Source organism: Microvirga antarctica, assembly GCF_017921815.1.
Classification (GTDB): Bacteria; Pseudomonadota; Alphaproteobacteria; order Rhizobiales; family Beijerinckiaceae; genus Microvirga; species Microvirga antarctica.
The window spans coordinates 62,752-88,740 of sequence record NZ_JAGEMM010000001.1 but is presented as its reverse complement, the minus strand read 5'-3'; the positions used below and the strand labels follow the sequence as shown (position 1 = coordinate 88,740).

32 protein-coding genes are annotated in these 25,989 nt (G+C 59.6%); 7 read left to right on the top strand and 25 right to left on the bottom strand.

The window, feature by feature from the left end:
- Positions 1-65: 65 nt before the first annotated feature.
- Genes J4G32_RS00515 through J4G32_RS22140 form a run of 4 tightly spaced genes read right to left on the bottom strand, consistent with a single transcriptional unit; the run spans position 66 to position 1,828 of the window.
- Positions 66-827 carry a hypothetical protein gene (locus J4G32_RS00515; RefSeq protein ID WP_210482886.1) on the bottom strand — a complete coding sequence of 254 codons (762 nt, stop codon included), beginning with the start codon at positions 825-827 and terminating at the stop codon, positions 66-68.
- Positions 824-1,381 carry a hypothetical protein gene (locus J4G32_RS00510; RefSeq protein WP_210482884.1) on the bottom strand — a complete coding sequence of 186 codons (558 nt, stop codon included), beginning with the start codon at positions 1,379-1,381 and terminating at the stop codon, positions 824-826. The genes J4G32_RS00515 and J4G32_RS00510 overlap by 4 nt, the downstream gene beginning before the upstream one ends.
- Positions 1,368-1,616 carry a hypothetical protein gene (locus tag J4G32_RS00505; protein WP_210482882.1) on the bottom strand — a complete coding sequence of 83 codons (249 nt, stop codon included), beginning with the start codon at positions 1,614-1,616 and terminating at the stop codon, positions 1,368-1,370. The genes J4G32_RS00510 and J4G32_RS00505 overlap by 14 nt, the downstream gene beginning before the upstream one ends.
- Complete coding sequence (locus J4G32_RS22140) at positions 1,613-1,828, bottom strand: helix-turn-helix domain-containing protein (protein ID WP_210482880.1); 216 nt, start codon at positions 1,826-1,828, stop codon at positions 1,613-1,615. Before J4G32_RS22140 ends, J4G32_RS00505 begins: the two co-directional genes overlap by 4 nt.
- A 694-nt stretch (positions 1,829-2,522) precedes the next feature.
- Here J4G32_RS22140 and J4G32_RS00495 point away from each other — a divergent pair.
- Complete coding sequence (locus tag J4G32_RS00495) at positions 2,523-3,206, top strand: sigma-70 family RNA polymerase sigma factor (RefSeq protein WP_210482878.1); 684 nt, start codon at positions 2,523-2,525, stop codon at positions 3,204-3,206.
- A gap of 556 nt (positions 3,207-3,762) precedes the next feature.
- On the opposite strand, the gene J4G32_RS00490 is transcribed toward J4G32_RS00495, so the two are convergent.
- From J4G32_RS00490 to J4G32_RS00465, 6 genes are all read right to left on the bottom strand, one after another.
- Positions 3,763-4,764 (bottom strand): sensor histidine kinase, encoded by a 1,002-nt coding sequence (locus J4G32_RS00490; protein WP_246504709.1) that lies wholly within the window; start codon positions 4,762-4,764, stop codon positions 3,763-3,765.
- 218 nt (positions 4,765-4,982) lie between these two features.
- Positions 4,983-5,924 carry a non-homologous end-joining DNA ligase gene (gene ligD / locus J4G32_RS00485; protein ID WP_210482876.1) on the bottom strand — a complete coding sequence of 314 codons (942 nt, stop codon included), beginning with the start codon at positions 5,922-5,924 and terminating at the stop codon, positions 4,983-4,985.
- A gap of 129 nt (positions 5,925-6,053) precedes the next feature.
- On the bottom strand, positions 6,054-6,239 hold the full coding sequence (locus J4G32_RS00480) for a DUF3606 domain-containing protein (RefSeq protein ID WP_210482874.1): 186 nt from the start codon (positions 6,237-6,239) through the stop codon (positions 6,054-6,056).
- 52 nt (positions 6,240-6,291) lie between these two features.
- Entirely contained in the window at positions 6,292-7,023 is a 732-nt protein-coding gene (locus J4G32_RS00475; protein WP_210482873.1) for an SOS response-associated peptidase, read from the bottom strand.
- Between the two features lie 202 nt (positions 7,024-7,225).
- Positions 7,226-7,459 carry a hypothetical protein gene (locus tag J4G32_RS00470; protein ID WP_210482871.1) on the bottom strand — a complete coding sequence of 78 codons (234 nt, stop codon included), beginning with the start codon at positions 7,457-7,459 and terminating at the stop codon, positions 7,226-7,228.
- A 168-nt stretch (positions 7,460-7,627) separates the two neighbouring features.
- On the bottom strand, positions 7,628-8,023 hold the full coding sequence (locus J4G32_RS00465; RefSeq protein WP_210482869.1) for a helix-turn-helix domain-containing protein: 396 nt from the start codon (positions 8,021-8,023) through the stop codon (positions 7,628-7,630).
- Between the two features lie 342 nt (positions 8,024-8,365).
- Here J4G32_RS00465 and J4G32_RS00460 point away from each other — a divergent pair, with 342 nt between their 5' ends.
- Positions 8,366-8,947, top strand: coding sequence for a GNAT family N-acetyltransferase (locus J4G32_RS00460; RefSeq protein ID WP_246504707.1), 582 nt, complete (start codon positions 8,366-8,368; stop codon positions 8,945-8,947).
- A 233-nt stretch (positions 8,948-9,180) separates the two neighbouring features.
- On the opposite strand, the gene J4G32_RS00455 is transcribed toward J4G32_RS00460, so the two are convergent.
- From J4G32_RS00455 to J4G32_RS00440, 4 genes are all read right to left on the bottom strand, one after another.
- Positions 9,181-10,194 carry a LysR family transcriptional regulator gene (locus tag J4G32_RS00455; RefSeq protein WP_210482867.1) on the bottom strand — a complete coding sequence of 338 codons (1,014 nt, stop codon included), beginning with the start codon at positions 10,192-10,194 and terminating at the stop codon, positions 9,181-9,183.
- Between the two features lie 628 nt (positions 10,195-10,822).
- Positions 10,823-11,584, bottom strand: coding sequence for a bestrophin-like domain (locus J4G32_RS00450; protein WP_210482865.1), 762 nt, complete (start codon positions 11,582-11,584; stop codon positions 10,823-10,825).
- A 389-nt stretch (positions 11,585-11,973) separates the two neighbouring features.
- Positions 11,974-13,206, bottom strand: coding sequence for an HlyD family secretion protein (locus tag J4G32_RS00445; RefSeq protein ID WP_210482857.1), 1,233 nt, complete (start codon positions 13,204-13,206; stop codon positions 11,974-11,976).
- A gap of 3 nt (positions 13,207-13,209) precedes the next feature.
- Entirely contained in the window at positions 13,210-13,659 is a 450-nt protein-coding gene (locus J4G32_RS00440) for a hypothetical protein (protein WP_210482855.1), read from the bottom strand.
- Positions 13,660-14,131: 472 nt separating this feature from the next.
- On the opposite strand from J4G32_RS00440, the gene J4G32_RS00435 reads away from it, so the two are divergent.
- Positions 14,132-14,886 (top strand): IS5 family transposase gene (locus J4G32_RS00435; protein ID WP_210482853.1). Its coding sequence is split into 2 segments (ribosomal slippage): positions 14,132-14,465 and positions 14,465-14,886, totalling 756 coding nucleotides; the frame shifts between segments, so codons are not numbered across the junction.
- A 167-nt stretch (positions 14,887-15,053) separates the two neighbouring features.
- Here the strand turns inward: J4G32_RS00435 and J4G32_RS00430 are convergent.
- From J4G32_RS00430 to J4G32_RS00420, 3 genes are read right to left on the bottom strand one after another with little or no spacing between them, the layout of a single operon-like run.
- The gene (locus J4G32_RS00430) at positions 15,054-15,500 is read right to left on the bottom strand and encodes a carboxymuconolactone decarboxylase family protein (protein WP_210482851.1); all 447 of its coding nucleotides are present in this window, start codon (positions 15,498-15,500) and stop codon (positions 15,054-15,056) included.
- Entirely contained in the window at positions 15,497-15,895 is a 399-nt protein-coding gene (locus J4G32_RS00425) for a cupin domain-containing protein (protein ID WP_210482849.1), read from the bottom strand. Before J4G32_RS00425 ends, J4G32_RS00430 begins: the two co-directional genes overlap by 4 nt.
- Positions 15,882-16,802 (bottom strand): catalase family peroxidase, encoded by a 921-nt coding sequence (locus tag J4G32_RS00420; RefSeq protein WP_210482846.1) that lies wholly within the window; start codon positions 16,800-16,802, stop codon positions 15,882-15,884. The genes J4G32_RS00425 and J4G32_RS00420 overlap by 14 nt, the downstream gene beginning before the upstream one ends.
- Before the next feature lie 182 nt (positions 16,803-16,984).
- Between J4G32_RS00420 and J4G32_RS00415 the strand changes: the two genes are divergently transcribed.
- On the top strand, positions 16,985-17,917 hold the full coding sequence (locus tag J4G32_RS00415; protein ID WP_210482844.1) for an AraC family transcriptional regulator: 933 nt from the start codon (positions 16,985-16,987) through the stop codon (positions 17,915-17,917).
- 207 nt (positions 17,918-18,124) lie between these two features.
- Here J4G32_RS00415 and J4G32_RS00410 read toward each other — a convergent pair whose 3' ends face one another.
- From J4G32_RS00410 to J4G32_RS00400, 3 genes are all read right to left on the bottom strand, one after another.
- The gene (locus tag J4G32_RS00410; RefSeq protein WP_210482835.1) at positions 18,125-18,508 is read right to left on the bottom strand and encodes a hypothetical protein; all 384 of its coding nucleotides are present in this window, start codon (positions 18,506-18,508) and stop codon (positions 18,125-18,127) included.
- Positions 18,509-18,567: 59 nt separating this feature from the next.
- Positions 18,568-19,338, bottom strand: coding sequence for an exodeoxyribonuclease III (xth, locus tag J4G32_RS00405; protein ID WP_210482833.1), 771 nt, complete (start codon positions 19,336-19,338; stop codon positions 18,568-18,570).
- A 118-nt stretch (positions 19,339-19,456) separates the two neighbouring features.
- Positions 19,457-19,666 carry a hypothetical protein gene (locus tag J4G32_RS00400; RefSeq protein WP_210482831.1) on the bottom strand — a complete coding sequence of 70 codons (210 nt, stop codon included), beginning with the start codon at positions 19,664-19,666 and terminating at the stop codon, positions 19,457-19,459.
- Positions 19,667-19,899: 233 nt separating this feature from the next.
- Between J4G32_RS00400 and J4G32_RS00395 the strand changes: the two genes are divergently transcribed.
- Positions 19,900-20,637, top strand: coding sequence for a LuxR family transcriptional regulator (locus tag J4G32_RS00395; RefSeq protein WP_210482829.1), 738 nt, complete (start codon positions 19,900-19,902; stop codon positions 20,635-20,637).
- Between the two features lie 34 nt (positions 20,638-20,671).
- Here the strand turns inward: J4G32_RS00395 and J4G32_RS00390 are convergent, their stop codons facing one another.
- Positions 20,672-21,079, bottom strand: coding sequence for an OsmC family protein (locus J4G32_RS00390; protein ID WP_210482827.1), 408 nt, complete (start codon positions 21,077-21,079; stop codon positions 20,672-20,674).
- 822 nt (positions 21,080-21,901) lie between these two features.
- On the opposite strand from J4G32_RS00390, the gene J4G32_RS22050 reads away from it, so the two are divergent.
- Both J4G32_RS22050 and J4G32_RS00380 read left to right on the top strand, forming a co-directional pair.
- Positions 21,902-22,915: a sensor domain-containing diguanylate cyclase gene (locus J4G32_RS22050; protein ID WP_210482824.1), complete on the top strand. Its 1,014-nt coding sequence runs from the start codon at positions 21,902-21,904 to the stop codon at positions 22,913-22,915.
- Between the two features lie 111 nt (positions 22,916-23,026).
- Complete coding sequence (locus J4G32_RS00380) at positions 23,027-23,584, top strand: dihydrofolate reductase family protein (protein WP_210482816.1); 558 nt, start codon at positions 23,027-23,029, stop codon at positions 23,582-23,584.
- A gap of 33 nt (positions 23,585-23,617) precedes the next feature.
- Here J4G32_RS00380 and rnk read toward each other — a convergent pair whose 3' ends face one another.
- The 4 genes from rnk to J4G32_RS00360 form a co-directional block, all read right to left on the bottom strand.
- Positions 23,618-24,025: a nucleoside diphosphate kinase regulator gene (rnk, locus tag J4G32_RS00375; RefSeq protein WP_210482814.1), complete on the bottom strand. Its 408-nt coding sequence runs from the start codon at positions 24,023-24,025 to the stop codon at positions 23,618-23,620.
- Positions 24,026-24,447: 422 nt separating this feature from the next.
- Positions 24,448-24,744, bottom strand: coding sequence for a hypothetical protein (locus tag J4G32_RS00370; RefSeq protein ID WP_210482812.1), 297 nt, complete (start codon positions 24,742-24,744; stop codon positions 24,448-24,450).
- The gene (locus J4G32_RS00365; protein ID WP_210482810.1) at positions 24,744-24,980 is read right to left on the bottom strand and encodes a hypothetical protein; all 237 of its coding nucleotides are present in this window, start codon (positions 24,978-24,980) and stop codon (positions 24,744-24,746) included. The genes J4G32_RS00370 and J4G32_RS00365 overlap by 1 nt, the downstream gene beginning before the upstream one ends.
- Before the next feature lie 159 nt (positions 24,981-25,139).
- Positions 25,140-25,982 carry a glycoside hydrolase family 108 protein gene (locus J4G32_RS00360; protein ID WP_210482807.1) on the bottom strand — a complete coding sequence of 281 codons (843 nt, stop codon included), beginning with the start codon at positions 25,980-25,982 and terminating at the stop codon, positions 25,140-25,142.
- Positions 25,983-25,989 lie beyond the last annotated feature (7 nt).

Below are 25,989 nucleotides of genomic sequence, written 5' to 3'. Positions count from 1 at the left end.
CGCGCGGATCTGGGCGTCGGAGGCGGGGTAGCGGAGCCGGGACGGCCTCCAAGGCAAGAGCTCGCTCAGCCTCCGGACGGCTGCCCTGCGCGGCTGATACGTTGCCGGCGGTACCACGCTGCGCGAGATATTCCTTCGTCGTCCCACGGCTTAACTCGAGCTTTGGAAGATTCACGCGATATGGCACCTGCAGCAGCCCGGGTTCTCGCCTTTCGCTCCCGATCGCGCTGAAGGCACTGTTCTCGGAGCTCTTCAGGCGACATATCAACCGGCATCATCTGCCAGAGCTTCAACCCTTGGCGCTCCGAGTCGGTCACCCGTAACATCCTGCCGAGGTCGACCATCGAGGTTTGGTACGGGTTATCATCAAACGCCAGCTTCATGTCCGCCAGCCAGCCGGGCCGGCGAGATCGAAACAAAACAGGCAGGGTCTCCTCAACCCAGTCGTGCAAGGCCGGTCCTCTCACGTGAGCCCGCTCGATTAGCGAAAGTTGGGGAAGCGCGGCCTCGATGTAAATCTGCAGGTCGTCCGAGACCTCGTGAGAATGACCACGATGACGAACCAGGTCAGCTATTTGCCTGAGGATCGCGCGCCCTATCTTCGCGGCTCGAGGGCTTCCAGGAGTCGCTCTCTGCCGCTCGGACATGACGACCGATCCGAACAAGCGAGCGTCGGAAGTCCGTCGATGCCAGACTTTGGGTTGATTTTCAGCAGGTAATGCGCCATCTGTCGGTAATGTAAATTTCGACTTGAGAGCCCTCTCGTGCGTGAGCGTGGGGGCCTTTTCTTTGGGCGACACCTCCCGACGAACGGAGGACAGCGTCATGCAGCTCCGCTGCCTCCTGTTTTGTTCTCGACCAGGTTCGTTGCTTCACGGATGAGATCGTCGGCGTCCCTTTCTGCCCGCTGGATACCTGCTCCGCGCTCGAGGCCTAGCTTTATGAAGCGATGTCGCTGGGTGGCGCGGACGGCGGCTCTTGTTGTTGTGCCACTTAGATTGCTCAACCGATAAACGAGGTCGTCGACGATGCCGGAGTGGTGAGCGAGACTTAAGAAGTGAACATTCTTAGCCGACGTATTGGCGCGTTCATCCGGACCCATCACCAGGGTCGGGAGCTTTTGAGCCCACGCCAGCTGTTTGCTCGACAGCCGGCCGTTGTCTTCAAAGTACGCAACCAGGCCGAAAGCAAAGGCGATGCTGTCCGGGGGCAGGTGTGCAAGGGAGCTTTTCAAGGTTTCTATGGCGCGCTTCGATGCATCACCTTCCTTCGCGTTTCTGAGCGATATATTCTTACGGCGCCGCGGTGTCCTCGATATCGGCGTCTGAACGAGGTCAAACAGCGTAAGCTCAGGCTCCGTACGGTCTTCATCTGCCTTCATTAAATTCTCCTGCCCTGATCAGGATGTCAGCCTCCCGAATGCGGCACTCAGCTTCAAGGATGGCATCGCCGAGGATGTGCAGTGCCGCCGCGTCGAGGGTAAGCCCGTTCGCTGTTGCGACTCCTCCCTCTACAATCCGAATGTCGAGTCGGAGTGGGTCCGCGACTACGATCGAAACGCAGATCGATTCCTCTCCGCTGATGTCGGCGCGGTGGAGTTCAACCACGCGGCTCACAATGCCGCCCCCTCGCTATTGTCCGCCAACGCGTCAATAGAGTCCCGCGTGATGAGGTTGCGTCGCAAGATCCGGCGGGTTTTGAGCTTCCCAGACTTGATGAGCGCGTAGACGGACGTTTTACCGACACCAAGGAGCCGCCCTGTCTCCGGGATGTCAACAAGGAGTGGCTTTTCGGTCTCCGAACGACCGGGAAGAAAATTTTTTGACATTTCGCGACCCTACTCTTGTGGCCGCCTAGACTTGGCGGACCGGTTGGAGTGGTCGCCGGACGTGGCGACCACTTGGAGCTTCGACCACCCGGCAGGGCGGCTATTAACTTTCCAATGGTCGGCACGATTGCCTGAACTAACTACGCAAATTGCGAAGTTAATTTAAGATGTAGACTACGCTTTATGCAGATACTCGAAACTCAACTTGCGTATTTGATTTAGGAAATGAATTTACTCAAGTCAAGACGCCGACGCACGTCGATGTTTGCATCGGGCTGCGGCGTCTTTGGTTAGGGTGCAGGGTTAGGTTTTTGAGAGTGTGCGGTAAAAATATCAATGTTTTCAACGTTTATTGGCAGACACCCCTTCCGCCAGCTCGCGAGTTCGCATCACTGAATACCTTTCAAAATAACGATTTCAGACTTGTCTCACAAATCGATGTTGCACGTTTTGTTGGACGTTTTGAGCTGTACAAGGCTTCCCGCTGAAAGTGGTGGTCCGATCGGCCGCGTGAGGCCAACTCGTCGGGTCGATCAGGGTGAGACGGCGGGGCTTCCTCCCTAGGAGAAATCGGTCGCCTCGGTGATTTCCTTCTTGAGTTTCGGATCGTAAAAAAATTTCCTGACCACGCGGATCAAACGCCCGGTTAGGGAATTTTCACGGTTGTTGATTTTCAAGCCAGGGAGCTTCGCCCGTGACTGAGATTTCCAACCCACCCTTTCCGCAACTGGATTCCGCTACCCGAATGCATCTCGGAGAGCTCCTCCAGGAGATATACGCGGAGACAACGGCGCAGCGCCTTCCTCCCGATCTGCGACGGCTTCTCAAGCGAACATTTCTCGCCATCCGAGCCTTTCAGGAACCAACCGAACCAGCTTTCTTGCAGGGAATAATTTCTTTTTTACCGGAGCTCCGAAAATTCGCCTTTTCGCTGTCTAGGAACTACGATTTTGCGGATGATCTGGTCCAGGAGACGATCCTCAAAGCCCTGTCAAAACGCGAGGCATTCGAAGAGGGCACGAACCTGCGCAGCTGGCTAGTCACGATCCTCAAAAATACATTCTTTAGTGGCATCAGGAGAAACGGCCGGGAGGTTGCTGATCCAGACGGTCTACATGCCAGCAAGATGGCCACTGCGCCGGAGCAGCATGACAAACTCATTCATCAAGAACTTGCCTCTGCGCTCGCGGCGCTGCCTGCCGATTTCCGAGACGTTCTCACGATGGTGACCATTGAAGGCCTCTCATATGAGGAGGCTGCTGCTCGAATGGGGTGCGCGATCGGAACGATCAAAAGCCGTGTTAGTAGAGCCCGTCGACAGCTGGCGGAACAGATGAGGCTTTCTGAAGCGGACCTGGTGGGCTGGACACGCGTTTGATCCGCCAGACTCAGAATGAGGTCAGCCCTCTCTGCGCTGAGGCCAGACGCGATCGTAGTGTTCGTGAAGTGTTTCGACGTCAGATAGGCCACATGAGCTGATCTCTCCCCGGCTTGAAGGGTGAACTCATTGCAGTTCCCTGCTCTCTTATTTGCGCCTGGTAAGACGCACCGACCCCGCCTTGCGCCTCACACGGTAAAAGTCAGAAAGGGCTGACCTGTGGTATGTCGCCTCGCAATTGGCGTTCAGGCACGCGGTCAGAAAGGCGGCATGATCCCCAAAGGCCTCTTCAACCTCGTCAGCAGTGAATGTTGTCTCTTCTCCAACCAGAAGCACTCTCACAATCTGAAGAACTCGGTCCATCTCGACCCTCCTGGCGAGGGCTCTTAACAAGCGGGGAGAGGAAATGTTCCTGTCCCGGGCGAGGTACTCTTACTCTGCGGCGCTGCCTGCTATGCACGTGCGAAGTCGGATCGCCTTGCGCAGGTGCGCGACTAAGGCTTCAACGGATTACCAGTGCTGCGCGGAAAGCAGTACTTCACAAAGGTGAACTTCCTCATCGGGCGAGCCGCTCTGAATTTACCTTCAGAATGGCAATCAATCCCTCTGGCTCCCATCGGTATTCGAGAGCGCCGTCCAGCTGGTCCATCGACCTCGCGATCAGCGTGCTCCCATATCCGACTGCCTGAGCAGGCGCTGAGACCAACGGTCCTCCCCGCTCCGTCCAGATGATGTCCAAAAACTCATCCTCCGACGCGTTGCAGGATATATCCAACGTGCCCGTCTCCGAGGAGAGCGCCCCGTATTTGACCGAGTTGGTCGCCAGCTCATGCATGACCAGGGCGAGGGTCGTCGCTGTCGCCTCTCCGACGCCCATTCGCGGCACGGAAACTCGTATGCGACCGCTGAACGCCCCGAGATCGTCGTAGGGCGCCAGAAGAACGGTCAAAAGGTCACCCAGGAGCGCAGCCTTTCCGTCCTGGCTTCGAAGAGGCCGAACAAGGTCGTGCGCTCGGCCCAAGGCCGAAAGCCGCTGGATCAGTTCGCGAGCCATGTCTTTGGTCGAGTTAGTTGAGCGCGATGTTATGGCGGTCAACCCTGAGGCAACGGCAAGGAGGTTTTTGACCCGGTGGCTCATCTCGCCGGCCATCAATTCGTTTCCCTCCTCCGCCTGCTTGCGACCAGTGACATCGAGGAAGACGCCGAACATCGTCCGCCCGACAATACCAGCCTCATTGCCTTGACCCCTGGCCGAGACCCACCTGATATTGTCGTCGACGAGGATCCTGAAATCGATTTCGTAGGGACCAATGACCGCACTTGTGGCGATGAACGCAGCCCGCACCCTGTCCCGATCTGCGGGATGAATACGCTCCGAAAGCTCGGCGAAGGTTACCTCAGAGCTTCGAGATACCCCCCAGAGATCGAAACCGTGGCCGTCGAGGGTCAGCCGGTCCGTATCGACATCCCATGACCAGAAGGCGATACCCGCCGCGCTGATCGCGAGCCGAATGTGCTCATCGCTCCACAGCGTCAGCTCAGTTGGTTGAAGAAACAATGGACTTCTCGATTCAAATGTTACCGAGCATAGATAAGACTTCCCGGATCGGTTTGACGTCTTGTTGCTGTCCGGATAGGGAGACAGTTGGTCAAGCCAGAATTCTGGCGCACGTCCCTACATCCATATTGACGTTATTATTTCGAAGCGCAATCAATGAGTGATTGACCGAGTGGTGGGATGCCCAGCCTTACGAGCCTTTTCGAGCGACCCCGTTGCTATTCTTCGCGGATTCCTTTGAATGACGGATGCCGAAGCTGGCAGTCGGCGGTCCACCCGCGGTACTCGACCTCAACTCTGATTTTAGGCTTCGTCCACACCACACCTTTGCCGCCAGCTCCGGCAACCGGAGGCCTCATGGTGACGAGGGGTTTGAGCCTTTTCAGCAGATCCGCTGCGCTTGAACGGCTAAAGCCAGTCCCTAACCCGCCAGCGACTTTAAGGGTGCCGCTCTCGAAGTGCGCGAGCCTGATGCTCGCGAGGGTGCCGCCCGTAGTCTCGAAGCCGATCACGAAGAATGTGTCGGACAGGACGCACTTGGTTTTACGCCACTCGTCCCGCCGGCCAGATTTATAGGGGGCATCCCGCCGCTTCGACACGATCCCCTCGAGGCCGTGCTGGGAGGCATGGGCAAATATCGTCGGTCCCTCACCCTTAATCTCTTCGGAAAGACGGATGACCTCGTCCCGATGAGAAAGAATCGCCTCGAGCGCGTCCCGTCGGCTTTCGAGTTTCCAGTCTCTCAGGTCGTGACCGTCGAGAAAAAGCAGGTCGAAGGCGTAGAAAATGGCGCTCCCCGCTGGGTTCCTGCCCGCCCGCCCTTTGCCAAGGGCTGCCTGGAGGGCGCTAAAATCCGACCGGCCCTGCTCGTCCAGGACAACTGACTCGCCATCCAGCACGGCGGAGTGAACAGGCAGAGCAGCCAGGGCCTCAGCGATGAGGGGGAACCTGGTCGTCCAGTCGTGACCGTTGCGGGTCCGTATGGTCGCTTTGCCAGCGTCAAGATATGCGGAAATGCGATATCCGTCCCACTTGATCTCGTGAACCCACTGCGGGCCGCTTGGCGCCTTTGCAACCAGAGTGGGGAGACAGGGCTCGATCCATCCGGGCACAGGCAGGTCGAAAAGCGCGCCTTGGCGATGGTCCCGGATGTCCGGCACGACGGGGCCACGAGCAGCCGTCGAGCTGGGCGTGGTCGCGCGCGTGATGGGTCGCCGGGGCGGAGGCTTTGCCATCCCGTGAGGGTGAAGCCCCCGCCAAAGCGAGTCGAATCAGATCGTCAGGTGCGGTTAACGCTTCATCTTCGACGCGGCTGCGTCCAGCTTGCTGCGGTCGTTGTCGTGTTCTTTGATGAGACTGCGAGCCTGCTCTGCCGAGATACCGTGTTTCTTGGCGAAATGAGACACCTCGTACTCTTCGCCACCGGCAACGCGGGATCGATCGCCACTGCCCTGTTTCGATTTGTCGTCGGCCATGTTTCTCTCCATGAATGCCGACGAAAGTGCCGCCGGTTGGGTGCTGGTTCCCTTAGGCGAAGCTCAGTAGGTTCGGGCCGTCCTGTCGGGTGCCTTTGGCAACGATCTCAAGTGATCCATCGGGCAGTGGCCTCTGCAGGGACAGGGCCTCGTCTGCCGGGGCTCGCATCCAAACGTCGCGCTCTTCCTCGGTCCTGAGGATGACAGGCATCGCCTTCGGATGGACAGCTCCTACCTCGGCGTTCGGCTCGGTGGTGAGGAAGCCGTAGAGGTCACACGTCACCTCTCCCTCCCTCACTTTCCGCACGCAGGTCCAATTGGTCCATACCCCCGCAAAGCAAGTCAGCGGCCGCTCCGCGTCGAAGGCGAACCAGATGTCCCCGCCAGCCGCGGCGTTAAATTCCGAGAAGCTGGTCAAGGGCACCAGGCATCGGTTGTCGGGCCCGAGCCACCGCCGCCAGTGCTGGCTTTTCACATTCCGGATGTTTGTGGTGCCCTTATCAGGCTCCATCCTGAGCAGTTCCTTGAAGTCGACGGCCTTTCCCTTGGCCTCCAGCTTCTGAGCCCGCCGCTGGGTTGCCTCCAGAAGTGCTTTTTGGGAGGACGGCATCCCCCACCGCATCATGGTCAGTTCGCGGCCGTCCTGAGTGTTGCGCACCACCGGCGCCGCGTAGTCGGGGAAAATGCCAGGCATGGGCGGCAAGTTGCCCGTGCTGTCGCGCGCCACCCGAAACAGGTCACGGATCGCCTGCTGTCCCTTGGTCACGGAGTAGAGATTGCACATCCGCCCGCTCTTCTAAGGTAAACGTCGCTTGCCCTCCCCTGCACATAGCCGCGCGAGACCCATTGGTCCATTGCGCGCAATCGCTGTTCCGCATCGCGGTGGGTTTCGATGAGGTCAGCGACGGCGGCGCGCAGCGCCTGGCTGACGTCGCCCTCGCAAGCGGCCGCGTAGGCCGCGGCCACGTCTTCAATCTCTGTGTTGCTCAAGGTGTGCCCTTTCGCTCTTCGATGAGACGGCAGCCATGGCGCAGTCGCAGGTAGACGTTGGGGTACTGCAAGCAGGCCTGCTCGAAGGCGGCGCGCGCCACCAGCATGTTGCCGTTGCGGCTGAGGACCTGGTCGATCGCGTGGGCATCCCGCGTCCAGGCCTCGACCGTGAAATCGAGCTCCTCACGGTCCTGCCTGGCGCGTTGCCAGTCTGAAAGGGTGTGCGCCATGGTTGCCTCTGATGGTTCAGAGGCACACCAAAGCACGATTCCCAAACCGTGAACAAGACGAGAACAAATTGCATTTTGAGCCAGGCGCAACCAGCCTGATAATCGCCTCTCTGGACGCTCAGCCTGGCCGCTTAAAAGCCTTCGCACGGCCAACGGCAACGGGTCAGCCTATGAGGCAGGCACCTTGCTCATGCCCTTCAAAGCCTCCGCCAGCTCGACGAGTTTCAAACGCGCCTGCTCGTCACCGATCTCCCCAAAAGCACGCCCCAGGCGGCGGCCCAACGCGGTGTCCAGAAAGCGTAACGGGTCCGGCTCGGTCTTGATGGCCTTTGTGTCCGGTTCCATCCCCTCGAAGAAGGACTCGATCGGCACGCCGAAGATGGTGGCCACGGCGACCAGGCGCCCGGCAGAGATCCGGTTAGTGCCCTTTTCGTATTTCTGGATCTGCTGGAAGGTGATGCCAAGCGCCTCCCCCATCCGCTCCTGACTGATTCCGAGCTGCTGGCGCAGGAGGCGCATCCGCCGGCCGATATGACCGTCGGCCGCATTGGGGGACTTTTTCATGGGTTGATCCGGCGTCTACCTAGTGGAGAACGTCCGGACGATGGGGGGCCTGGAAAGCGAGCACACGGCGCAGCTCGTCGTTCAACCTGTCACGATCGGCAACCGATATGGCCGCAACCCGCTCCGCAACATAGGATTGAACCAGGCTCCAGTCGGTCCCGAAGCGTTCTATGGCCTCATGCAATAGCTGAGGCCAGGTGAGGGGCACAGGCCCTTTATTTTCGGTCAATTGCGCCTCCCGTTCAACGCTGATGTAGAACAGCGTAACATATTGATGCCTTCATCTCAGCCACCTGCCTATGCTCCTTACTGCTCCGCTTACAACCCAAAGGGGGGCATTCGATGAGACAAGCTTTGTCAGCAGCAGGACGCAACGACAACGACATTCGCGTAGAGATCGTCACGACGTACGAGCAATTGCTCCATGCCTATTCCATCCGGGCCATCTGCTTCATGGAGGAACACGGGGTATCGGCCGGCCAAACCTTCGACGGCAACGATTATCAGGCCACGCACGTAATCGTTTATGCCGGAAACGAGCCGGTCGGCACCGCGAGGATCCGCTGGTTCAAGGATTTCGCCAAGATGGAGCGGACGAGCTTCCGGGAGAAGTGGCGCGACGTGCGCACCATCAAGCGCTGCGCAGATTTCATCTTCGAGCACATCGCGCGCAAGGGCTACGATCGGGTCATCACCCACGCCAAGCCGAAATATGCACGCCTGTGGCGCACCATGCTGGGCTTCCAGCCGGCACCCGGAAAAGTGCCCCTGCATTTCGAGGGGCATGACGAGCCCTATCACGAGCTGGTCAAGGTCCTGACCCCACCGGCCGATGCGATCTCATCTGAGACGGACACCGCCGTACTCTTTCGGATCGAAGGACATTGGGATGCGCGCTCCGAATTCGAGGCGGAAGTGTTATGACGCCGCGCCCCATCGAGACAACCTTGGACCTGAATGACGCATCGGCAGGAATGATCATGGATCGGTTTCATGCGCACCTTCAACAGGTCGTCGCGCTTCACACGGCGATGTTCGACAAGCTGCTCTTTCAGTCCGACGACATCCCGTTGTCCCTGGCGGAGCTGTTCGAGGATGTGGGCAACACCTACCTGCGGTTCTCGGAAGGACTGACGAGCCGCTACTGTGCCCGACGGTCAAAGGTTGAACAGGAGCTTGATGCCGGCATCGAACCGGCTGGGCGCGTGCTTCAGGCGAGGGTCGGGCCCAAACCACGGGTTTCCCGGTCCAAACAGCTCGCACAGCCACTCGAACACCAGGCCGACCGGGCGCGAGTTGAGGCGCTCGCTCAGGGCTAGGGCATAGAGCGGCACCGAGATGCGGACGTCGAGCTCAAGCGGCACGGCGTCAGGCTCCAGGACCGCATAGCTCCCCAGAAGGCCGATCCCCAGACCGGCCTTCCCCAGCATGCCATACGCCATCGAATTATCGCAAAAGTGGACGACTCGGCCCTGATCGACGGCATGATTCCACGAATCCCATAACCCCGTCCGGGCAGCATAGAACTCCGATTGGATGAACAGGTGGCGCTCGAGATTGCTGCGGGTCGGGATGCCGTGCTGCTGGATGTAGGACTTGGCGACCACCGGGATGAAATGGAGATGCCCGAGCTTGCGTGACGTAATGTCCGCCCCGTCCATGGGGGTGAACCCGATCATGAGATCGGTCTGGTTTTCCCGTAGGCTCACCAGGTTCGTCGGGCTTTTCAGATGCAGCTGGATCTTGGGGTGCTCCAGCGACAGGGCTGACAAGGCCGGCGCGATGAAGAACGTGTTCAGGCCGTCGGTGATACAGACGCGCACGACGCCCTCGGCCTCCTTCGTCTCGGCTCGCAGGTCGTTGGTGAGGGCGAAGAGGGAGTGATCGAGAAGGGTCAGGGACTGGGCCAGCGCCTGGCCCTTGGCCGTCAGCTTGACGCCATTCTGGGTTGGAACGAAGAGCTGCGATCCCATCAGGTCCTGCAGGCGCTTGACCTGTCGGCTCACCGTCGGCTGGCTGGTGTTTAGCACATCGGCCGCGCGGTTGAACGATTTGGCCTTGGCGACAGCCAGGAACACGCGAAGCTCCCCCCAGAACTGACCGCTGAGAATGGTCTCGTTGTCGAGGGGGGACCTGACGAGGGTCCGCTGGTCGGGGTCGAAAGGCTCCATGCCGCTCCACGGGTCTTGCCAGAATACGCAACACTATTACATTAATCGCGGAGTCTTGGAAGGGCTGAGTTACTCTGGCCCGGCAGGACAGTGGGATGCCATATCACGAGCGCGACCAGTACGCGGATCTGGACGACGATACCCTTCCTATGATTGACGAGCGTCGGCGGCAGGCCAGGATTAGAATCGTTTGTGTGGTGGCAACTTTGCTCCTAGCTTCTGGCTCGCGGAAGGACGGGTTCAAGGCACATAATACAACCTTCGCCTGCTCAACCGGCGTCAGGCCTTAACCCTTGGTGCGGGCGCGCTTGCCGCTTCGTTCACGACGACCCTGTCGGGCTGTAGAGACCCGGATATAGGCGACGGGAAGCTTGGTCATGAGCGGAAATCTCGCACCACATATTGACCCACGCGCATAAAGATCAGTCCCCCCACCAACGCCAACAACGGCGGTGCGGCGATCATGACGAGGCTCTAGACGAAATCCCCCTGCTGTAAAGCATGACCGCCACCTGGGGCGGGCGACATGGGGGGATTACCCAGGATCATCATCAGCATGACGAGGGCCCACACGGCAGCCCCTACAACCCAGATGGGGATCGCGGAGCCTGCCGCATTGGCCTCTGCTCTAATCCGTAGTTTTCGTGATTTCAGATAAGGCGGTGTACATCGGGGCTACCGAGGGTCGAATTAGGCCACGCGCTGGTGATCCTAGCTCCAAGATCATGAAAATTCCGCCTGAGATCGCGAATGCACACAAAAAGAGGGCGACGATCACAGTCGCGTTCCTTGGAGCAAACAGCCCAAAGCTTGCGAACAGGAAGCTCAGCCACAGAATGAGGAGAGTGAGAAACGCAAAGGGTACAGCCGAAACTGATTTGCTGACCAAAATCCATCGCGCGTCCGCCATCGAATAGGCGAGCTCCCTAGCCCGGCCTTGGATGTTTCGCTGACGATCGTCACTCGGTTCCAAGGCCAGGATCTGGTCATTGATCGTTTCTAAAACCTGCAATGTTGGTAGGCCGACGTCACTCCTTTGCGTAGAATGCGACAGCTCGTCTATTTTGGCTTTCGTATACTTTTGCAGGGTCTCGCGAATGGACGAGGCATCCGGACCGTAGCGGATCAGCGCGCGGTTAAGTTTCAGAACGCCAACGGCCAAGCTTTCGACTGCTTCAGAGCGACTGTTGAACGACGTGCTGGAGGTGTTGATCATGAGACCGAGAACAAGCGCCGCCATCGTGCCTACCACAGCCATTGATACGGAAACTGCTGTTCTGGTTTCGGTACTGAGGTGTGGCTCCGGCAACCGACGGGCGAGTTGCACGCCCGCTAGCGCACTTCCAAAAATCGAACAAAATGCGACAAGACTGACCAATATGGCATCCACGTTTCACTCTCCAGCCTGTTCGTTTCGCGTTTGTGGGCGCGACGCCTACCGCCAGCTTTTGCGTCAGGGCGGAGCGGGTATTTTTGCCTTGGTAGGCCGGTAAATCCCCGACCTAATCCTCTGCTGCCTGTCTTTCGTAGAAAGCAGGTTGGGAGCGTAGCTACAACCCTTCCACGTGGCGAACGCGGGGGATCAGACCACGTTGCCAGTGCACGCTGTCACATCCATACGTTGGGATGCCTGTTTCAGTAGCGGGGCATTTTGGCCTGTCAATCCTGCAAGCCATCGGGGGAAACTGTGGGTTCCCTCCGGAGACCGAGCCGTCAGTCTCAAATTGATAGATTGATCTCCATGGCGACGCGTAAAGGCCCGTCATCGACACCTGACTGTCAGTGGCCGCCGAAGACGAGTGTCTGAATCGGCAGCATGAGCGCCTGCATCCGCAAGATCCCGGCATGAACAATCCCGACGGCATCCACCCCGTGAAGGGCTAGGCTCTTGAGGGTGCCGACTTTCCCTGAGGCGATCAGGTCGTGGTTACTCGAATAAGCGTTGGCGATGCAGGAACTGCCGGGGGTGACCCCCTTGAGTCCGCCTTCATAGAGAGGTTCCAGAGTGATCAGGATTGATCCCGGCCGCACGACCTGCTGAGCATCGATCAATTGCTCGCCGCCCCGGAACTGCCCCGCGGCGATAAAATCCTGCACGCCCGTCACTACCATCGGGATGACGGTCCAGGGCTTTGACACGCAGGTGACCTCGGCGAGCATGCCGATTTTCATCACCTGTGCCTCGATCTGCCCGAACCCTGCTTGAATAGTGCCCCGCCCAGCACCCTCAGGAATCAGGATCCCTCCCGGACGCATAAACGGATTGACGATATCACCAACTTTCAGCGTGAATTGCTCAACACGCCCGTCGACGCCAGCGCGGACGATGGTTTTGGCCAGGTCCACCTCGACCTGGGCCAGGGCGGCCTGGGCGCTGGCCTTCTGAGCCGGAATGAGGGTGGTGAGCTGCGCCTCGGCGGAATCCCTGGCCGCGGTGACGGCCCCAACTGCACCGCGACGACCGTCCACGACGTTCTGGAGTCGCTCGATCTCGCGCGCCGGCACAATGGCGGAGTTGTTGCGGTTGAGCTGTTGCTTCGTCTGCAATTCGTCGAGGGCTTGCTGATATGCGCTATTGGCCTCCTGGATTTTGCCCTCGGCCGCAGCCACATCGGCCCGGGCGGCCACCATGGCGGCGTCGGTCTCGGCGATTTTGCGGCGAGCAGCCTCCGCGGCCGCCTGCTGTGTCGAGCTGTCCAGTCTGAAGATCGGCGCGCCTTGTTTAACCTGCGCGCTGAAGCCCACATGCACCTCTGCCACGCGTCCGTTGGTTTCCGGAATGATCGGCACGGTCCTGTAGAACAGGGTGGCGTTAGTGGTGGAGGGGTGGTTGTAGAAGATGACGGTGATCAGCCCGATGGTCAGCATCAGACAGGCGGTGATTCCCCACCTGAGCTCGAACCAGACTGAATAGAGGGTGATCTCTTTGCCAAGACGCTTGCCCTCGGCGTAGCGTCGGAACAGGTAATCCGGGACGATCGTCAGCAGGGAGCAGAGCAGAAGTTCAAGCATGACCTAGCTCCCCGTAGCCGCACGGAGCCGCGTTGGTTGCGGGCGTTCATCGGGCTCGCTGGTATCAACGTTGTCGTCATCCGGCACGCCTGCGGCGCCCTTTCCCGGGGCAATACCGGCAATTTTCTCTAGCGATCCCGCCATCCGGCCAAGCACGCCCCCGAAATCTGGGATGTCGATCACCGCGAGCAGCAGGCCGATCACCCAGAAGAGATGCACGTGTGTGAAGAGGGCGAGCAGGCCCAGGACCGCCACGATCTCGAACTGGATCTTCTTGGCCTTGTGCGCCATGCGCTCGGGCATGGTGTGCAGCCGGAGGAAGAGCAAACCGAACCCAAGCACGGCAAGGGTCAGGAAGATGGCCACCACTACCATGAGGACATCCGTCTCACCGGGTGCAGTGATGAACGCCGGTAGATGATCGGGTGCGGCAGAGTTTAGCAACGCGGCCATACGATCCTTCTTTCCCTGAGATGCCCGTTCCCGCCTCTCAGCAGCGCCGCCACCGGCCAAGCCAACCTCGCGCAACCCTACACTGAGAGGGCATCATGGCAACATCAGCGCCGGGACCCCAACAAGCTTATACACACCCCCATCCGAAGGAATTTTAAAGTCCGTCGCGTCTGCGAGTGTAGAGCCCGCGACCAAGGACGGGAGATTGCTTTGTCCTTTATGATTATTCCGCAGCGAGACAATGCAGTGAGACGTATTCTTTGTCCCCATAGGTTAGGCTTCAAATAAGTGAGGCAGAATAAAGTTAGGGTCTATATAATATTGAGACATTTAGGAGCTTCAAATTACCTTGTCTGGGTATGAACGTGTGTCGTCGACGGGCCAGCATCTGACCACTCAGCTTGCTGCCCTAGGCTCAGGACCTATTAATTCGGATTGATTTGTGATTCACGGTGTTGGGGAGGACATCGTGGTGGGTGATTTGTTTTTGCTGAGTCAGCGTCAGATGGCGCGGATCTCGCCGTATTTTCCGCTGCCTCATGGGGTGCCTCGTGTGGACGACCGTCGGGTGGTGAGCGGGATCGTGTACGTGATCCGCAACGGCCTGCAGTGGAAGGACGCACCGAAGGAGTATGGACCGCCCAAGACGCTCTACAACCGCTTCATCCGTTGGAGCCGACTCGGCGTCTTCGACCGTATTTTCGCAGGCCTTGCCGGCGAAGGACCGAAGCCTGAGCGGATCATGATCGACGCCACGCATCTGAAGGCGCATCGCACGGCCGCAAGCCTGCTCAAAAAGGGGCTTTTCCCCGTCGCATCGGGCGCACCAAAGGCGGCCTGAACTCCAAGCTTCACACGGTCTGCGATGATGCGGGCCGCCCGATCCTCATGCTTCTCTCGGAAGGCCAGATGAGCGACCACAAGGGCGCAAGCCTCGTGTTCGATGCCTTGCCATCCGCCAAAACGCTCATCGCCGACCGAGGATACGACAGCGCCTGGTTCCGTGAAGCCTTGGTCGCCAAAGGGATTGAGCCCTGCATTCCATCAAGCCGAAGCCGGAGAATTCCTTCTCCCTACGACAAGATGCTCTACCGCCAACGCCACAAAGTCGAGAACCTCTTCGCCAGGCTCAAGGACCGGCGGCGCATCGCAACACGCTACGACCGCTGTGCTCACACCTTCTTCTCGGCCATCTGCATCGCTGCAGCCGTCATCTTCTGGCTCTGATCAATGAGTCCTGACCCTAGGGGCCGCCATTAACTTCGTCATTCGATACCATTGACTGTCGAACCGCCGGAGCCTCCTGCATCAGGTGGGCAGCCGGCACGGACAACTGGCGACAGCCGGGAAAAACCGGAGCGAAAGGCTCGTGAGGGTGACTCATACTGAAGTTTTTATTCGCACGGAGGCCCGCGGCGGAAGCTTATGGCAATACGATTGTAACTATTGATGAGGCTGATTGCGACCGTGAGGTCGGCGACTTCCTTTTCGGAGAATTGGGCCCGGACGAGGGCAAACGTGTCATCAGAGACATGCCCATCCCCCAATTGCGTCACAGCCTCTGCCCACGCCAATGCTGAGCGTTCGCGATCGGAAAATTGGCTACTGGTTTCTCGCCAAACCGACAGCAGCATCAGCTTTCGTGGTGGGGTGCCAGCCCGGAGCAGATCCTGGCTGTGGCTGTCGACGCAATAGGAACATCCATTAATCTGCGACACGCGAAGATAAATCAGATCCACGAGGTCTCTCGGCAACCCGCAGCCGCTGACATAGGCATACACCGCGCCCAACGCCTTCATGCCACCGGCGGTAAGAGCCTGATAATCGAGGCGAAGTGTCATGGCGATTCCGGCGTTTTCAAAGGCGCCCGATCGTCTGAAACGAAGGTGACGAGGAGGCGGGCAGGCACCGAGGTGCTCGTATTCTGCGTGATGAGATGGCGGGCGCCTGGAAATTCCGTCCAGCCTTCACCAGCTTGGTAAGTCCGCATCGGTTGTCCGTCCAGCTGGCTTCGCACGCTACCCTCCAGCACATACGCATACAGGAATGCGGTGCCGTGCCTGTGGGGCACGGCCCGGGCTCCAGGTGAGAAGGTCACGACGACCGCCGTGAATTGCTTGCCGGGGATGCCCGGAAGCGACTGCTGAACCAGCGGCGCGATTGTCTCCTCGGCCGGCGCCGCAAATCCCATCCCAGGCACGATCACAAAAAGCGCGATGACCCTACTGACGTTCATGAAACGAAACCGGGTAGGCCGCATTGCGAATGGTGAGCATCGGGTCGGCGATCGCAATCCCAGGCGGCAGGGTGCCGGGGAGAAAAACCAGGCTGCGATCAGATGCTTCAGTGTTGGACCCTTCTTTGTCGATGGCGATCACGCCGAGCTGCACCAGTCGCCGGCTGTCCGGCCATGCGAGCGATGGATCATCGACCCTGTCACCGGGCTCACCGAGTTGCGCAAGCCACGTGAAGCGCACCGGTGCTTTCGCCACTCGGGCGGGTATCTCATCGAAGAGATAGTTCTGTGGTTTTCCGATAAGCGCCGCCTCGTCAAGGTAACTCTCTCCAGCGTCCGGCATGAACCGATAGCGGACTGGCCGGCTATGGCCTTCCCCATCGATGAAGAAGAACGCATTCACGCCAAAATAGGCCGTGGTCGCAAAGCTCTCGGGCGGCGGTTTCTGGGTGGTGAAGAACGTTCTCGCGGCGGGATGGGAGGCGAGAAAGCTATCGAACGGCGTAGGCGCAGGAGACCCTGCGGGGCTGTGGCCCAAGGCCTGCAGCAGCAGGCTAAACTCGGCCGAGGTGGCGACCGGAAAGCCGTTGAAACTGTGGTTGACGACGTCCAGACTTGATCCATCGGGCATCAAGAACTTGACGGCGAACCCGCGCGGGTTGGCACTGCCACTGGTGTCAGGAATGTCCGGGAGGCCGGTAAAGTCGGAAAAGCGCACTATCACCGGTACGGCTTGGGTGAAGAGAAGGGCTTGGGACAGGGTCGACGCCTCGGGACTGGGCTCGAAGCGACCCCCGAAAATCGCTCCCTTGGTATGCACAGCGCGCGCGTGATGTTCGCCAAATGCCCCGTGAAAATCCTCCACCAGCTGCGCGGGAAGTCGCTTTGACTGCACTTCATCGGCCATGGCTTGGTTCCCTAGCGGCGAAGAGACCAGTGCCAGTGCCACCAACAAGGCGCGCTTTCGCATCACTTGTTCTCCCCTGCCATGGTTCGATCATCGGCCGACCTCAAAACCGCGTCTATTCCCGAATTGCTGTTTTGCCTGAGACCTTGATATGATGCCGATCTGCCGAGGAGCCGACGACCTTGGAACTTCAAGAGCATGGCCGCATCAAGTATGGCGCCGAGGATCTCTTGGCGTCTTCGGCCGGTTTGGGCTGGCGCGGGATCGCTGCAGAGCACCGACGGCACCCGAAGGGCCTGCTGCCCACCTTTCAGCCGCAGCATATGGAAATCGGCATCGCCACAGGGTGCCACGCGGACTGCGTCGTCAGCCGCACAGGCGATCGCTTGCGCCAACACACGCGTGTCGAGCCCGGAACGATCTGGCTTTGCCCGGTCGGCGTGCTGGAAGAGGACATCGACATTTCGGCCTGGCACGACGTGCTCCACATCTACATGCCTCCCGAGCGGTTTGCGCAACTCTCTGAGGTCCGTGGCGGGGCGGCATCCCGACCAGACGCCGTGCGCTACCTCGGTGGCATCTACGACGAGCAGGTTCGACGTATGGGCATCGACTTGCTGCGAGAACTCCGAGCCCCGAGTTCAGCGGGCACAATGCTTCTGGATACGCTCACCCTTGCACTGACCGAATGGCTGGTCGATAGCCATTCCAGCCATACGGGGCGTGCGACCCGACGCAGTGATCGCCTCCTACTGGAGGAGAGACGGCTCAGACGCGTTCTCGACTACATGGCGGCCCATCTTGAGACGGATGTCAGTCTTGATAGTCTCGCAGGGGTCGCCAATCTGAGCCCGTTTCACTTCAGTCGGGTCTTTTCGGCAGCAATGGGGATGCCGCCTCACCGATATCTCAGTCGGATGCGGTTGGAGCGTGCGAAAACGCTGCTTGCTCTGAGATCCATGTCCATCGCCGAGATTGCGCTAGCCTGCTGCTTTTCCTCACAATCGAATTTTACGCGGGCCTTCCAAAGGGCTACGGGGACGACCCCCTTGGCCTATACTGCTGGCCCGAGGGTTTTTATGCGGAACCCAACTCATAGCCCCTCCAAAATTTGATTCCCCAAAGCTCGCCCTACGTCGCTGTCTTGTCACCTACGATCGGCGAGCCGAACGCTCGGTGAAGTGCAGCGGCTCCTCGAGGGTAACGAAAGCGCCTTGGGATCGGCCGCACACGGGTCTACCGTGTCCTCTTCACAGGTGATCGAAAACACCGGAAGAAATTATATGAACCAGGCTTTCCCACCCTGGATGCCGTGGCTCCTGCTAGGCATCGCGATTGCCGTCACGCTTTTCTACCTGCTCCGCTTGTAGAGCCTCATACCATTTCTGGTATGGCGTGTTTTTGATGAGATAACGGTTCCAATCTTGAGCTCCGTCGGACCACCAGACAGGCCCCCGCTCCCCAAGATTGCGTTTTGCGCGATCGACTGCGACCCGAGCCAGAAGTTCGGCCTCAGTATCAACTTTACGCCTGGCGGCTCCAACCGCTCTACGAGCCGCCATCAAAGCCCCAACGTAGCTTTCTCTGTCACTCGGATGAAGTCTCGGATTGCTCAGACGCCAAAGGCGTTCTTTCACCACGAAATAGCGGCCGTCCGGAGTAGTCGGATATCTCGCGACGTCGCGGGTCGCCGAATTGTCACTCATCGGTCCGTATCGCTCCCTAGTGCGCGATGGATTGCCGGGGAGTTACCCCCGAAGCACGATCAAGCTATCTCGATGAATGTTGGCGCATGGTCACTAGCGTTTTCCCAGCCACGCACATGCCGATCAACACCAGCGCCTCGTAGGCGGTTGGCAATGAACGGATTGAGGAGAATGTGGTCAATCCGGAGTCCGGCGTCCCTAGCGAAAGCATTCCGGAAATATTTCCAGAAGGTGTAGATTCTCTCCTCCGGATGCAGATGGCGAAGAGCATCTGTCCACCCCTGCGCCACGAGCTTTTGATAGGCAGCTTTCACCTCCGGCCTAAACAGGGCGTCGTCTCGCCATCGCTCCGGTTTGTAAACATCCAGGTCTGTGGGCATGACATTGTAGTCCCCGGCCAGAATGACCGGGACATCAAGTGCGCATAGGTCCGCCGCATAGCGCGACAGTCGCTCAAACCAGCGCAGTTTGAAGTCAAATTTGGGTCCCGGCGCAGGATTGCCGTTAGGGAGGTAAAGGCAGCCAACGAGAACTCCGCTCACAGCGGCCTCGATGTATCGGCTATGGGTGTCGTCGGGATCACCGGGGAGACCACGCCGGGTCTCTACCGGTTCCGCTCCCCTCGCGAGGATAGCCACACCGTTCCAGCTCTTCTGACCGTGCCATACGGCCCCATAGCCAGCAGCCTCAATCTCTTTACGAGGGAACTTCTCTTGTGGCGCCTTCAGCTCTTGGAGACAGACGACGTCTGGACGAGTCTCCTCCAGCCAACGGAGCAACACGGGAAGGCGTCCGTTTACGCCGTTAACATTGAAGGTGGCAATTTTCACTCAAGCACCTGTAACGCGCGAACAACCTCGTCAGAGACGATCCAGAGGGCCGCCAGTTCCCCAACGGTAAATCGGGCAGCCTATGCGGGCGGCAGCCATACCCTTCCCGCTTCCTCTGTCACGCATCTGCCGTTTGATTAGGAGCAACGTCCGTCAACTGACGCACCCGATCGTCATAGGCCTGCAGTGCCATGCGAGCGTGATCGATTTCGAACCTGAGATAGCTCAGAATTCTTTGCGCCTCATCGATCAGTACTTGGTCGTTCGTCACGCGTTCGGTCCGAACCGGCCGCGGCGGAACGTGGGGAAAGGGAATGATCGTGGCCATGGAAGGGAATACCCGATGATCGCCGGGCCCTACCGCCCGCGTCTGCAATGTTGTTTCAATGACACCGCGTTGTCAGTTTCGAAAGCCCTAGGATTCTAGGGCTTGACGCCGCCCCCCCCGATGCGCTTGGCACACTGCCGCGCGGCGCTGGAAATAGATCAGCCGTTGAGGCCGAAACGGTTTAGTTCTAAGCGAAACTGCCGTCATGACGTAGCGTGAACGGGCCCCGGTCGATGAAGCGCACTCCAGATCAGTCTCAGCAGATCTACGAGATGATCGATCGGTTCGGGGAGACGGACGATCCGACGGTCATCATGACCCGGTTCTCAGCGTACCTCTCGCAATTCGGCTTCTCGTCGTTTTTGATCTCCAACCTGCCCCCACAGCTGCAGCGCATCGATCCTCACATCCTGATCGATGGCTGGCCGCCCGAATGGTATGAGCGCTACAACGCCAAGCACTACTACGGCGTGGATCCCGTCGCGCTCAGATGCTTCCAGACGATAGCCCCCTTCGCTTGGGATGAGCTGCCGCCCGAGATGGTGAAATCGAGAGCGGCTAGGCTCGTCATGGATGAGGCGGCCGAATTCGGACTGGCAAAGGGGCTGAGCGTCCCCCTTCATGGGCTATTCGAGTTTCAGGCGATCGTCACCATGGCCGGCCGGCACGTGGAAGTGCCGCCCGAGTGCCGCCCCCTCATCAACCTGGTCTCTGCCTATGCCTATAGTGCGGCGGCTCGGGCGGCGGTCAAACGTCCAGCGGATGACAAGCGCCCTACCCTCACGCCGCGCGAGCGCGACGTGATCAGCTGGGTGGCCGAGGGAAAGACAACCTGGGAGATCGGCCAGATCCTGGGGATCGCAGAGTCGACGGCAGTGGGTCACCTCACACAGATCCGCCGCAAGACCGGTGCTCGGTCAACGGCCCAGGCGCTGGCGGAGGTGTTGAAGCGCGGGGAGTTGCGACTCTGAAATGCAAGGCAATCTTCGACTGAAGTTTCCTTGTCTATGAAACGGATCGGATCGTCACGGGTATGCCGGCTCGAAGCGAGTTGCTCACCATACAAGTAGCCCTCGCTCGCTCGATGATTGCTTCAGGATCGGAGCCGTCCAGTGCCTCGCACGAGACCATCATCGTGGCTCCGGTTGTCAGCAAGGGGGCGCCTTCGAGCTCGATCGTGACGCTGACAGCGATTTTCCCCAGAGGCACACCCATGGCATCGGCGACGTAGCGCAGGTCGTTACAGAAGCACCCTCCGATTGCCAGCGCCAGGAGTTGGCCGCCGTTGAAGCCAAGACCCTTGCCTCCCGCCTTCCCGTCCGGTCGATCGACCACGACAGTGTGCCCGCCTGCCCAGCCCATTGCGGCTTGCGTTCCCTGGACGTTGCGCAGCTCAATCGTCGTGGACACCATGGATGCGGTCCCTTTTTCGAGCAATGAGCATCAAACCAATCGGCCCTGGGGACAATCCCCTTCGCGAGTGCGATGGACGCCAATCTCAGAAAAGGCTCCGAATAGGTCCACTAGCTGAGAGAGACGGGCAGCCAGCGTATAATGTTCCTGTCTTGTTCACGGTCGGCTTGCGCGCTACCGTCGCTCGATGCTAGACCGTCTGTCCGATTTTCCGTGGGTCATCGTCCGCGTGGGGTGCGCGCTATGCCCACACAGGAGCGGACAGTATCGCCTCGCCAGGCTGGCGGAGAAGTTCGGAGCGGAGGCGGAGCTGGACGAGGTGATCGACCGAATCGCGTTCGACTGCCCATGGCGGCCAAAGCCGGGCGGTCGCGATCGCGGCAAGTATCACCCGCGGTGCAAGGCGCGGTTCATCGACGTCGGCGGCCCCGTGCCGCCCGACATGCCTCCGCCTATGCGCGTGCTGAAGGTGATTGATGGAGGGAAGTCGTGAAGGCCGGTCGCAACCCCCGGCGAGCCTATGACAAGGTACGTCAGCATTCGAGGAAATCGCAGGTGGCCTGAATTGCCGTGTCGACCCATATATCAAAGCTATGAAATTTGAGCCCCGGCTTGACGGTCGTTTTCAGGCCCGATGGACCAGCGTTATCCGGGTCACGACCGCGTGTGAAAACTCCTTCCCGTTCCTCTCAAAATAGAGAGGCCACTCCACTCGATTAGTTCTCATTCAGCGACAAATATAAAAGTTCCGAATATATTTCTGAACTAAAGTATACAGAAGAGAGTTGTGATTTTAGTTCACCATTATTTAGGCAAATTTCAGTGTTTACAGTACCAGCTCCCCCAAAGAATGAGGTAGAGCGTCTCGAGTTTCTTAAGTCGAGTGAAATTCTTGATACTCCAAAGGACGAGCGGTTCGATCGTGTAACAAGGCTCGCTGCGGAATTTTATTCGGCCGACGTCGCATTTTTGGGATTTGTCGACGGTCGTGATCAGTGGATGAAGTCCGCCAGCAAGGAGGGGCTCGCGCCTTGGATAAGACGTGACAATAGCGTCTGCCAGATCGTCATTTCGTCTGGCGAGCCGCTCGTTGTGGGCAACATGCAGACCGATCCGCGCCTTGCCGGCCATCCAATTGTTCCCCATCTCCCTTTCAAATTCTATGCTGGTGTCCCCCTGCTCACAAAAGAGGGCGAAGCCATTGCCTCGCTGTGCGTTCTCAAGCACGAGGCACAGGAAGCCGACATCGACCTGTCTGTTCTCAAGGATCTAGCCGCTATCGCGATGGACGAGCTTGAACTCTGGCGCCTTAATTGGAATCTGTCTCGCTTGGCTGAAACGGATGCTTTGACAGGGCTCGCCAATCGCAGACGTTTTGACGATGTGCTCGATGTGGCAATGAGAAGAGCGCATCGCACGGGTGAGCCTTACTCCCTACTGTTTCTCGACATCGATCACTTTAAAAAATTGAATGATGTCCTCGGGCACCAAGCTGGCGATGACGCCCTACGCCGGATCGGTCCTCTCCTATCGGCGATCGCTCGCCGGCCGGACGATCTGGCTGCCCGCTACGGAGGCGAAGAGTTCGCTCTCATCTTGGCCGGAATTGAAGCGGCTGCCGCAGCCGATTTAGCCGATACAGTGCTAAAATCCATAGTTGCCGCCGGGATTACGAATCCTGAAGGTATCGAGGGGGTCGTCACTGCCAGCGTCGGGATCGCTTCGACGCGAGCAGCGAGATGCGAGCCTGCCACGTTGCTTGCTCAAGCGGATGCGGCACTCTACCGAGCGAAAGCTGCCGGTCGGAACCAAGCCGCCGTTTATTTCCAGAACTGAGTCATTGGATTTCAGGAGTGTCTCGTCGTGCTGTAGAGGTCACCGGCTGGGAGTGCCACGACCTGCACCAGCGCCCTTGGCCTTCTCGGATGCGTGAGTTAGGCTCGCCGCATGGGACTATTGACCTTCAGCATGAACGTCACCGTGGACGGCTGCGTCGACCACCAGGAGGGAATCGCTGACGACGAGACGCATGCGTTCTACACCCGCCTTATGGACGAGGGTGGCGCGATGCTGTGGGGCCGCATCACCTACGAGATGATGGAAAGCTACTGGCCAGCTGTCGCTCGCGGCGACGTGGAGGCGCCGCCGGCGGTACTCGAGTGGGCGGTCAAGCTGGAGGCTAAGCCGAAATACGTCGTGTCATCGACGCGAAAGGACTTCCCCTGGGCCAACAGCCACCACATCGCCGAAGACCTCCGAACCGGCGTGCAGAAGCTCAAGGACGGGACCCCGGCGGGCGTGCTCCTCGGTAGCGGCAAACTCGCGACAGAGTTGGACCGGCTGGATCTTATCGACGAGTACAAGCTCCTCATCCATCCTAGGATCGCTGGCCACGGACCGACCCTGTACGAGGGTGGGCTGCCCAGCACGCGACGGCTCGAGCTGGTCTCCGCCAAGCCGCTCCGAAATGGCGCGGTCGCCATGCATTACCGGCGCGAACGCTGACTTCGAGCAGCCCCTGCCGTGCCGGTTCACGCCCTAGGCTGGCACTTCGGACCGCACCTCGAGAACCGTGAGATTATGCAAGATGCCGTCCGGGCCCTGCCAAGGGATGGAATGACCCGTAGAGAGGCCGATTAACGCGGCACCGATGGGAGTCAAAACTGAGATTCGCCCCTCTGAGATGTTTGCATCCTGCGGATAGACGAGCTTTGCTTCGATCTGTGGACCGTCGTCGTAGCTAAAGCGAATAACGGAGTTCATCTTCACGATGTTGTTCGGGACATGACTATCACTCACCGTCTTAGCGCGCTCTAGCTCCGCCAGAAGAGAATCTGCCACCGTGGGCATGCGCATCTCTGCGGCCTGCGCTAGTTTAGTGAGGGCCAAACTGTCGGTTCTTCCCACGATGATTTTCGGCAACTTTTTGCCTATAGGCGTTGTCATAATCGTACTGAATCCAGTTACCGCGAAGAAATTCGCAGTTATGTCGAAATTAGCTTTTGAGGAGTCGACGCGATTCCGCCCAGGTCAGGTTAGTCCTGAGCTGGGGCCTGCAGGCCGGCGATCCATTCTCCCGAAGGGGAGAGACGCCAAGTGCGGAAAAAGTTCGTCATTTGCCTATGAGCCAGCTTCATCCGCGCCTGTCAATGCTCATGTTGCACGCTGAACGTGGCCGGCTTTACCTCGCCGCCAGCGTTTTAATGATCGTGTTACCGATCGTCTCTAGCCGCGCATTCAGCTTGTCCATTTGCTCCACGACGCTGGAACCCGCCCCTTCAGTCGTCAACTGCAAACGAAGGTCACGCCTCCCCTGAATTTCGTGTTTAGGCCCCCCTGTCTACCTGGCCTTCGAAGGCCTTCTACCGTCACCGCCCCAGCGCCGTCTTGAACCCCAACACAACCACCGAGACCGCACCGCCCACGACCAGCACCAGGACCGTCATCCCCACCTTGCTGGCAGCGCTTTCCATCGCCTTGCGCCACCGGCGCACGAAGCGGAAATCCTCGCGCGCCTCATCCACATGGGCGGGCTCGTCGGCGCGCAGTCCCACCGCATAGAGTTCTTCCCGGACGGCGGCGCGGACGATATCCCGCAGGTCGTCGAGATCCTTGCGGGAGATGGTCACGACATCCCCCACCGTTGGCAGCACTTCGATCATCATCATTTTTTCCCTGGCCAGCCGCAGAGATATCCCCCGGTGCCGTTATGGGCCGCCTTTTGCTGTTGCGTCCGGAGCGGATCGCCGTCGATCGACGGCATGGGCTCGGCGACGTCGCAGAACGCCACCCGCGTCCTCGCCCCGGCGCTATCGCGCACAGGCGTCGGGGTCAGCTTGCCGGTCGCACAACCGGCGCACGGCAGCGCGAGCAGCAGCGCGAGCATGGCGGGCTTCATCATCGATCAATCCTTCCGATGTGAGGGTCTGGGTGGCAATTTCGGCGCTGCGGGCACCGTAGCCTCGGCCATAGCCGTGGTCTTCGATCCGCCAGGCGACGAGGCCGAGCAGGATCGGGAGCAGGAGCGCGGCGACGATGCGCCAGTTGGCAAGGAGCGTGATCATGCCGGCACCGGCGACGGCCGCAGGTCGAGGGCCTGGCCGAGCTTCGCGTTCTGCCGCCCAATCCACCAGGCGTAGGCGGCCCCTCCCAGCATGAGGATGACGCCCGTGATTGCCAGAGCGGCAACGACCCGCTCCACCCACACCGACGTGCCGACAAAGGGCTCGAGCTTGGCCTGCGCCGTCGACAGCAACGCCGCGCACCCTCCCCCGCCTGAGGCGCCGGCAGCGAGGGTTGTGGAGGCCGGCCCCCGCGCATCCGCGATGGTGGCCTTGGCCTCTCCCCCGACGAAATATTCCAGCGGCGGCGGGACGGTGCCGCTCGCAAGCGCCTGACCCACGTTTCGGAGGTGCTCCACGCGGTTGCTCCACCCGCGCCCGAAGATGGGCCAGGTGCGCAACGCCGCGAGGAAGGCCAGCCGTCGTTCGAGGATTCCGGCGATGAGCTGGTCATGATCAGGATGGGCCTCGACCGCCGACAAGGTCACCTCGCCGATCATGCCATCGACCGGCACGGTGCCGAGCGCCCGCTGCAGCCACTTGGCCGATTGCACCGGGCCGGAATTGACCGCCCCATCGAAGACCACTACATCGATGCCGGAGGGCAGCGCATCGCCGCGGATCTTCTGCCAATATTGCAGCCGATAAATTTCGCTGATCTCGATAGCGTTCGCATTGTAGACGCTGCGGCGTTCCTTTTTCTGGCGATCGCGATAGCCGTCATAGACCCGCTGCGTGACGCCCTGGTTCGTGCGCCCGCCGGGGTCGGCGGGATGATGTGCCCGGCCGCCCTCGTAAGCGAGAACGACCTTCATGGCGCCGGCAAATCCTGTGGTGGTCATGGGGATT

Bases quoted from the DNA above. Each gene is read 5' to 3' on its own strand.
- J4G32_RS00515 (WP_210482886.1), bottom strand. From the start codon at position 827: ATGACGCTGTCCTCCGTTCGTCGGGAGGTGTCGCCCAAAGAAAAGGCC.
- J4G32_RS00480 (WP_210482874.1), bottom strand. From the start codon at position 6,239: ATGGCCGACGACAAATCGAAACAGGGCAGTGGCGATCGATCCCGCGTT.
- J4G32_RS00410 (WP_210482835.1), bottom strand. From the start codon at position 18,508: ATGAGTGACAATTCGGCGACCCGCGACGTCGCGAGATATCCGACTACT.
- J4G32_RS00430 (WP_210482851.1), bottom strand. From the start codon at position 15,500: ATGACACTTCGCCTCGATTATCAGGCTCTTACCGCCGGTGGCATGAAG.
- J4G32_RS00425 (WP_210482849.1), bottom strand. From the start codon at position 15,895: ATGAACGTCAGTAGGGTCATCGCGCTTTTTGTGATCGTGCCTGGGATG.
- J4G32_RS00400 (WP_210482831.1), bottom strand. From the start codon at position 19,666: ATGGCCACGATCATTCCCTTTCCCCACGTTCCGCCGCGGCCGGTTCGG.
- J4G32_RS00460 (WP_246504707.1), top strand. From the start codon at position 8,366: ATGAGACAAGCTTTGTCAGCAGCAGGACGCAACGACAACGACATTCGC.
- J4G32_RS00445 (WP_210482857.1), bottom strand. From the start codon at position 13,206: ATGCTTGAACTTCTGCTCTGCTCCCTGCTGACGATCGTCCCGGATTAC.
- J4G32_RS00470 (WP_210482871.1), bottom strand. From the start codon at position 7,459: ATGGCGCACACCCTTTCAGACTGGCAACGCGCCAGGCAGGACCGTGAG.
- J4G32_RS00475 (WP_210482873.1), bottom strand. From the start codon at position 7,023: ATGTGCAATCTCTACTCCGTGACCAAGGGACAGCAGGCGATCCGTGAC.
- J4G32_RS00370 (WP_210482812.1), bottom strand. From the start codon at position 24,744: ATGATGATCGAAGTGCTGCCAACGGTGGGGGATGTCGTGACCATCTCC.
- J4G32_RS00420 (WP_210482846.1), bottom strand. From the start codon at position 16,802: ATGGCCGATGAAGTGCAGTCAAAGCGACTTCCCGCGCAGCTGGTGGAG.
- J4G32_RS22140 (WP_210482880.1), bottom strand. From the start codon at position 1,828: ATGTCAAAAAATTTTCTTCCCGGTCGTTCGGAGACCGAAAAGCCACTC.
- J4G32_RS00380 (WP_210482816.1), top strand. From the start codon at position 23,027: ATGGGACTATTGACCTTCAGCATGAACGTCACCGTGGACGGCTGCGTC.
- rnk (WP_210482814.1), bottom strand. From the start codon at position 24,025: ATGACAACGCCTATAGGCAAAAAGTTGCCGAAAATCATCGTGGGAAGA.
- J4G32_RS00365 (WP_210482810.1), bottom strand. From the start codon at position 24,980: ATGATGAAGCCCGCCATGCTCGCGCTGCTGCTCGCGCTGCCGTGCGCC.
- J4G32_RS00390 (WP_210482827.1), bottom strand. From the start codon at position 21,079: ATGGTGTCCACGACGATTGAGCTGCGCAACGTCCAGGGAACGCAAGCC.
- J4G32_RS00510 (WP_210482884.1), bottom strand. From the start codon at position 1,381: ATGAAGGCAGATGAAGACCGTACGGAGCCTGAGCTTACGCTGTTTGAC.
- J4G32_RS00395 (WP_210482829.1), top strand. From the start codon at position 19,900: ATGAAGCGCACTCCAGATCAGTCTCAGCAGATCTACGAGATGATCGAT.
- J4G32_RS00360 (WP_210482807.1), bottom strand. From the start codon at position 25,982: ATGACCACCACAGGATTTGCCGGCGCCATGAAGGTCGTTCTCGCTTAC.
- J4G32_RS00440 (WP_210482855.1), bottom strand. From the start codon at position 13,659: ATGGCCGCGTTGCTAAACTCTGCCGCACCCGATCATCTACCGGCGTTC.
- J4G32_RS00455 (WP_210482867.1), bottom strand. From the start codon at position 10,194: ATGGAGCCTTTCGACCCCGACCAGCGGACCCTCGTCAGGTCCCCCCTC.
- J4G32_RS00465 (WP_210482869.1), bottom strand. From the start codon at position 8,023: ATGAAAAAGTCCCCCAATGCGGCCGACGGTCATATCGGCCGGCGGATG.